Origin of the sequence: Kocuria sp. 2SI (assembly GCF_005502825.1) — a bacterium.
Lineage (GTDB): Bacteria > Actinomycetota > Actinomycetes > Actinomycetales > Micrococcaceae > Kocuria > Kocuria palustris.
This window is the reverse complement of the sequence record NZ_SCNB01000028.1, coordinates 20,230-27,360: the sequence shown is the minus strand read 5'-3', so window position 1 is coordinate 27,360 and position 7,131 is coordinate 20,230. Positions and strand designations below refer to the sequence as shown.

The window sequence follows — 7,131 nt, the reverse complement described above, 5'->3', positions numbered from 1 at the left end:
ATCCTGGAGTCCGCCCCCATGACCGATCCCCGCCTCCCCCGCTCCCTCTTCCTGACCGGCGCCGCAGCCGCCGCGCTGGGTCTGGCCGCCTGCGGCTCCCAGGACGACGAGGCCCAGGGCGGCTCCGACTCGACGGACAGCTCGAGCCCGTCGTCGACCCCCGAGCCGGTCGAGCTGCCCGGCGGCGGCACCGAGGTCTTCCCCGGCCGTCGCATGATCGCCCTCTACGGCTCCCCGGGCATCCCAGGGCTGGGCTGCCTGGGCGAGCAGGACGTCGACGCGTCCATCACCCGCGTGCAGCAGCTGGTCAAGGAGTACGAGCCATTCTCCGAGGAACCGGTTATCCCGGCCTTCGAGATCATCGCGACCGTCGCCTCCTCCGAGGCAGGGCCCGACGGCGACTACTCCAACGAGCTCGACCCGCAGTCCCTGCGACCGTGGATCGATGCCGCCGGGGAGGCAGGCGTCTACTGCGTGCTGGATCTTCAGCCCGGCTCCACAGACTTCCTGACCCAGGCCAAGCGTTACGAGGACCTGCTGCGCGAGCCCCATGTGGGCCTGGCCCTGGATCCCGAGTGGCGGCTGCAGCCCGGTGGGCAGCACATGGTGCAGGTCGGTTCGGTGGAGGCCTCCGAGGTCAACGAGGTCGCCCAGTGGCTCGCCGGCATCGTGCAGGAGGACGAGCTTCCGCAGAAGGTGCTGATCCTGCACCAGTTCTCCGTGGACATGCTCCCGGACCGCGAGGCCATCGACGCCTCCGTGCCGGAGGTCGCCATGGTCGTCCACGCCGACGGCCACGGCACCCGTGATCTGAAGCTGGGCACGTGGGAGGCGCTGAAGAAGGACCTCCCGGAGGGCATGCGCATGGCCTGGAAGAACTTCTACGACGAGGACACCCCCACCTGGACCCCGGAGGAGACCTTCGACAACGACCCCAAGCCGTGGTTCGTGTCGTATCAGTGAGGGCGTCGAGCCTGTCAGACGCCACTGTCAGGACGATACTGGCCTGCATCGGGCAGTAGAGCACGTCACTCCACGGCAGGCAGGATGCGACATCATCGGCCAGAGTGTCGTCTCGCGTCGGCGCGGGCTCGGCGTGTTGCCCGCATTGCACCGACACCGCGACTAGGCTCACGGTGACTCCTTCACGCGCAGCGCCAGCAGGCCGTGAGCCTAGTCGCGGTGTCGCGCATAAAAGTAACCCCGGCGATGTGGCCAACGGCCAGTGATCGTTCCGGGGTCTTCGCGGAAAACCATACCGCAGGAGAGAGCGATGTCAACGCCTCATCCACCCGCGCCACCGTCCCGTGAGTGGGACTACCGCGAGCTGCGCCGACTCCTGACCAACGAGCGGCTCTCCTCCTATTTCGCAGACACTGACGGCAGCAATCAGCGAGCGTTCGAGCTGTACGAGTGGAACATGTCTGCTTCTGCATCGGTGCTGGAGCTCACCTCGATGGTCGAAGTGATCATCAGGAATGCCATTGACGCCGCACTTGCGGAATGGGCGCAGAAGAAGTGCCCAGGAATCAGCTGGTTCGACCTGGCTCCTCTCGATAATCGCGCCAGTTTGGACGTTTCCAAGGCCCGCCAGCGGGCAACCCGCCACGGCAAAGACGCCGAGATCCACGGCAAAGTGATTGCCGAGCTCAGTCTCGGCTTCTGGCGCTTCCTCGTCGAGTCCAGATACTTGACCTCGCTCTGGGTTCCAGCGACACACAGGGCCTTCGAGAACGGCCCCAAGGATCTCTGGCAACGGCAGAGAGAGGTCGCCGGGCGGATGAAGAGCCTCACGTTCGTCCGTAATCGCGCAGCTCACCATGAGCCGATACACCGCAGAAATCTGCAGCGTGATCTGACGTTCGCCCTTGACCTGGCGAAGTGGGTCTCGGCAGATGCGGAAGCGTGGGTGAACGCGAAATCCACCTTGCGCCAACGCATCCCAGAACATCCTGGTCGGCGGAAGGCCTGATGACCGCCGCGGCATGTTGCAGCTGAGAGCATGGTTGCCATGACCGCCCTCACCCTCACCGCCGAGTTCTCCGACGCCCTGGAGAAGCTGCATGCCGGCGTCCCCGTCTTCCTCACCGGCCGCGCCGGCACGGGCAAGTCCACGCTGATCCGCACGTTCCTGGAGAGCACCTCCCGCTCCGTGGTGGTGGCCGCACCCACGGGGATCGCCGCGCTGAACGTGGGCGGGTACACCCTGCACCGACTGTTCTCCTTCCCTGCGGGCATCACCCCCGAGCAGGTGCGCTCCGGGGACTACCGGCCGGGTCGGTTCATGAAGACGCTGAAGGCCCTGGACACCCTGGTGATCGACGAGATCTCCATGGTCCGCGCCGATCTCTTCGACTGCCTGGTGCTGGCGCTCGAGCAGTTCGGACCCAAGCCGGGCACCCCGTACGGCGGCGTTCAGCTCGTGCTGGTCGGCGATCTGCATCAGCTGCCCCCGGTGGTGACCGAGCACGAGCGCGAGCACTTCCAGACCTACTACGAGTCTCCCTTCTTCTTCTCGGGACATCAGTACGCGGCGTCGTCGTTCGCGGTCGTGGAGCTGACCACGGTCTTCCGCCAGCTCAACGACACCCGCATGGTCGAGATCCTCAACGCCGTGCGCGACGGCGGCCTGCTCGAGGAGGCCCGCACCGAGCTCAACCGGCACACCGACCCCGAGTTCGAGCCGCCGCTGGACGAGTTCTGGCTGACCCTGGCCACGACCAACCGCATCGCCGGGGCGCGCAACCGACGGATGCTCGAACGGCTCCCGGCCCACTCCGCCTTCTCCACCGCACGGATCACCGGCGATCTCGACGGCATGGAGCGTCCGGCCGAGGACGTGCTCGAGTACAAGGCAGGCGCCCAGATCATGCTGCTGACCAATGATCCGGCCGACCGCTGGGTCAACGGCACCCTGGCCAAGATCACCGAGACCCTGTTCGACGACGACGGCGAGCCCTACGTCGTCGTCGAGCTGCCCGACGGCTCGCGTGCCACCGTGGAGCGGCACCTGTGGGAGGTGACCCGGCCGTCGGTGGCGGGCGGGCAGCTCACGCACGAGGTCGTAGGCACCTTCTCCCAGCTGCCGTTCCGCCTGGCCTGGGCGATCACGATCCACAAGAGCCAGGGCCAGACCCTGGACCGCGTGGTGGTGGACCTGACCGGAGGCACCTTCGCCGACGGGCAGCTCTACGTGGCGCTGAGCCGCTGCCGCTGCCTCGACGGCATGGTCCTCACCCGCGACGTGCTGCCCAAGGACCTGCGCGTGGATCAGAGGGTGCGCCGCTTCCTGCGTTCCCAGGCACCGGCGCTGCAGACCCGCGGCAGCGTCTACCTCGGCGTGTGCTGGGTGGGCGATGAGGGATCGCGCTGGAAGCCGCGCCCGGTCGAGCTGGCGGTGGTCACCGACGACGGCCAGCAGGCCTCTACGCTCGTGAACCCCACCCGCGACCTGGGCTCCGCGCGCACCGATCACGGCATCACCGCCGCCGACGTGGAGCTGGCACCCCTGCTCGAGCAGGCCTGGGCGGCGCTGGCTCCGCTGCTCAGCGAGCGGACCCTCATCGGGCTGCACGTGGATCAGGCGCTGAGCCGCATCGACTTCGAGCTCAAGCGCAACCAGCACGTGACCCGCATGCCGCTGGGCACCGAGCTCGACGACGGCTCCCTGACCTGGGAGGACCGCACGCGGCTGGGCGCCCCGACTGCGCTTGAGCGAGCACTGGCTGCCCGGGACATCGCCGCCCGGCGCGGCCTGACCGGCGAGGAGCCGTTCCCCGCGATCGACGACCGCCCCGGTTACCTGATGCCGCGGGGTGACGAGGGCGTCGAGCTGCTCGTGCACGCCCCCGGCCTGGATGCGTCGGACGAGGACCGTGCGGCGGCGCTGACCGAGGCGCTGCGGGCTGCCGCCGGGCGCGCCGCTCTGAGCCCCACGGCACGCGGGATCCTGCAGGAGATCGAAGCTCAGCTCGGCACGCAGATCCTGGACGGCGACCAGGGCGCAGACGTCGACCTGTCCGACGTCCTCTCCCCCGGCGCGCGAGTCTGCTTCACGGGCACCGCCCACGACGCCGACGGGCGCGAGCTCTCTCGCTACGACGTGGAGAGCCTGGCTGCCTCCCACGGGCTCGGCCCCGTCGCCAACGTCACCAAGACCCGCTGCGACGCCCTGGTGGTCGCCGAGCTCGGCACCCAGTCCGGCAAGGCGAAGAAGGCCGCGCAGTACGGCAAGCCGATCATCGCGTTCGACGACTTCCTGGCCTGGGCCGACGGCACGTCCTCGCCCGCAGGCAGCAGCCCTGCCGCCGCGTCTGCGCAGGTGCGCATCTCCGCCCTGTGATCCCCGCGCGCGCCTCGGGGGAATAGCTCACCCCTTCTGTGCGCTTTCGTGATTGTGGACGTATCATCTACTTCGGGACAGGCCGAAGGCGCTCCCCTGCGCGTCCTCGTGATCGGCGCTGGCCAGGCCGGGCTCAGCGCGGCGGCGAACCTGCTGCGCAAGGGGCTGCAGCCGTGGCGGGAGTTCGTGGTGCTCGACGGCAACGACGGACCCGGCGGCGCCTGGCGGCATCGCTGGGACTCGCTGACCTTCGACGCCGCCCACGGCATCCACGACCTGCCCGGCTTCCCGCTGGGCGACCCCGATCCGACCGAGCCGGCCAGCCGCGTGGTCTCCCGCTACTACGCGGCGTACGAGCGCGAGCTCGGACTGCCCGTCGTGCGCCCGACTGCAGCGACCGCGGTGGAGCGCGACGACGACGGCCTGTTCCGCGTCACCGCCTCGGACGGCTCGGTGCGGCGAGCGCACGCGGTGATCAGCGCGACCGGGACCTGGAACCGACCGCATTGGCCCGTCTACCCCGGAATGCGGGAGTTCGCCGGGCGCCAGCTGCACACCCGCGATTTCACGGCAGCGGAGGAGTTCGCCGGCCAGCGTGTTCTGGTGGTGGGCGGAGGCACCTCGGCACTGCAGTTCCTGCTGCAGCTCCAGGACGCCGGTGCGCACACGGTGTGGAGCACCCGTCGGAAGCCGGACTGGACGGATCGGTTCTTCGACAAGTCGTGGGGCGCGGACGTGGAGGCTTCGGTCTCCGCTCGCACCACGACTGGTCTGCCGCCGCTGTCGGTCGTGGCCGCCACGGGCCTGCCGCTGACCGAGCAGTACCAGCAGGGCATCGACGACGGCACGCTGATCTCCCGGGGCCGGCTGCTGCGGCTCACGGAGACGGGGGCGGTGCTCGATGGGCCCGGGCCCGACGGTCTCGGGGTGCCCTCCCAGGGCGAGGTCGGAGACGAGATCCTCCAGCGGACCATGCGGACCGCAGCCGCCCTGCCCGGTCACCCGTCCGAAGCGGATGGTTCGAGCGCGTGGGAGACCCCGGTGGATGCGGTGCTGTGGGCGACAGGCTTCCGCGCCGTCCTGGATCACCTGGCGCCGCTGCGGCTGCGTCAGCCCGGGGGCGGCGTGCAGATGGAGGAGGACGGCGTCTCGGTGTCCGGGGAGCCCGGGCTGTTCCTGGTGGGCTACGGCGCCTCGGCGTCGACCATCGGGGCCACGCGAGCCGGTCGTGCGGCGGCCCTCGGCGCGGTGCGCAGCACCGAGAGCCTCACTCGACCGTGAGCTGCATCCCCAGGTCGTTGACGCCGGTCTCGGAATCCCAGATGCCGTCATTGGCCAGGCGCACGCTGTAGGCCGGCTGTCTCAGATCTGCGGTGGTGGAGTCGCTGTCCGGATCGGGCACCATCACGCCCAGCGAGTACTCGCCGGGCTGCTCCGGGGCCTGGAACGAGGCTGAGACGAAGCCCTCCTGGCCCGGGCCGATGTCATCGAGCCTGACATCGGTCCGCGCGGTGTGCACGATCCGGCCGGAGTCGTCGGAGAAGGTCAGGACGATCTCCGCATGCCGCCCGGTGGCCGCGTAGCCGTCGTTGCGCAGCTGCAGCCAGAGCTGGCCGTCCTCCCCCGGCGCCAGCTCGCGCGGCGCGGAGGCGCTGGCCAGGGCATAGCGGTAGCCCAGTCGCTTCTGGATCTCGGCCAGGTCGTCCTCGCCCCAGGACTGCAGGACCTCCTGGTTGAAGTCGGCGTTGAGCACGGCCCAGCTGTAGCGCTGCAGCTCGGAGACCGCGGTCTCGGCGTCATCCGAGCGCCCGGGGTTCACCGCGCAGGTCTCCCCCGTCGTGGGCACGTTCTTCGCGACCTGCTCCAGGTAGGCGCGGTCGTCGTCGTTGACCAGGGTGCCCATGTCCGTGTCCGAGGCCAGGAAGCAGTCGTTGTGAATGCCCACCCGGTCCTTGCGGTCCTCGTGCACGAGCCGACGATGGATCTCCGGGTAGCGGACCTGCAGCACGATCCGCGGGTCGATGCTCTCCTGCAGCGCATCCATGACGCGCTGGCGGTTCGCCCAGTCGTCGTCAGTGAGGTTCCACGGCTCGTCGGCGCTGCTGGCGAAGTTGTCCGAGTAGTACCACTCGCCCCACTGCCCCACGAAGCCGGCCTGCAGCGAGTGGATCACGCCCCGGTGATCATTGAGCACCGGCGCCAGCTGCTGGATGTGGGCGACGGTGCGATCCGGGGTGGCGTCGTCCGTTCCGTCCTCCGTGTAGGCGAAGCGCAGGATCGCCTTCATGCCTTCGTCGTTGAGCAGGTCGAGGTCCGCGGCCAGGTCGTCCAGGACCTTCTGCGGCAGCGCGTCCGACTCGCGGTATCCGTCGAGCAGCACGATCCGATAGACGACCGTGGTCTGGTCCTCGTCCTTCCAGCGGCGCAGCTGCCAGACGTCCAGTGGCGTGTGCCCGGAGCCGTCCTCGGCGTAGCGAGTCTGGGTGTAGTGCGACAGCCCGCGCCCCGGGTTGGGGATCGGCTCGTCGGTGGACTCGTAGTGCTGGACCTGCTTGGACATGGGGCCCTGGGGAACTCCTGCGATCAGCGAGGCGACGACGACCACCACCGCTGCGGCGCCCAGAAGGCCATGACGATGCGTGGAACTCACCCCGACCCCGATTCGAGATGCCGGGAGGATCCCGGCGGACGAGACCAGCGTAGTGGTGCGTGCGAGATCTTCCCGGACTCGCGGGGCCCGACCCCGTCACGGACAGGCCGGCGAAGCACTCGGTCCGACTAGCGTGAGC

Annotated in this window: 4 protein-coding genes and 1 pseudogene; 4 read left to right on the top strand and 1 reads right to left on the bottom strand. The window is 69.3% G+C overall.

Annotated elements, in window-relative coordinates; translation table 11 throughout:
- From FFS25_RS12240 to FFS25_RS12225, 4 genes and pseudogenes are all read left to right on the top strand, one after another.
- Positions 1-963 (top strand): annotated as a pseudogene (locus FFS25_RS12240) (hypothetical protein); the annotation flags it as partial.
- A 310-nt stretch (positions 964-1,273) separates the two neighbouring features.
- Positions 1,274-1,972, top strand: coding sequence for a hypothetical protein (locus FFS25_RS12235; RefSeq protein WP_137803104.1), 699 nt, complete (start codon positions 1,274-1,276; stop codon positions 1,970-1,972).
- A 39-nt stretch (positions 1,973-2,011) separates the two neighbouring features.
- Positions 2,012-4,342: an AAA family ATPase gene (locus tag FFS25_RS12230; protein ID WP_137803103.1), complete on the top strand. Its 2,331-nt coding sequence runs from the start codon at positions 2,012-2,014 to the stop codon at positions 4,340-4,342.
- A gap of 108 nt (positions 4,343-4,450) precedes the next feature.
- Complete coding sequence (locus tag FFS25_RS12225; protein WP_006213323.1) at positions 4,451-5,623, top strand: NAD(P)-binding domain-containing protein; 1,173 nt, start codon at positions 4,451-4,453, stop codon at positions 5,621-5,623.
- Here the strand turns inward: FFS25_RS12225 and FFS25_RS12220 are convergent.
- A complete protein-coding gene (locus FFS25_RS12220) occupies positions 5,610-6,992 on the bottom strand; it encodes a DUF4874 domain-containing protein (protein WP_137803102.1) in 1,383 nt (460 codons plus the stop codon). The genes FFS25_RS12225 and FFS25_RS12220 overlap by 14 nt on opposite strands.
- Positions 6,993-7,131 lie beyond the last annotated feature (139 nt).

Excerpts from the sequence above, each read along its gene's own strand:
- FFS25_RS12235 (WP_137803104.1), top strand. The coding sequence starts at position 1,274 with ATGTCAACGCCTCATCCACCCGCGCCACCGTCCCGTGAGTGGGACTAC.
- FFS25_RS12230 (WP_137803103.1), top strand. The coding sequence starts at position 2,012 with ATGACCGCCCTCACCCTCACCGCCGAGTTCTCCGACGCCCTGGAGAAG.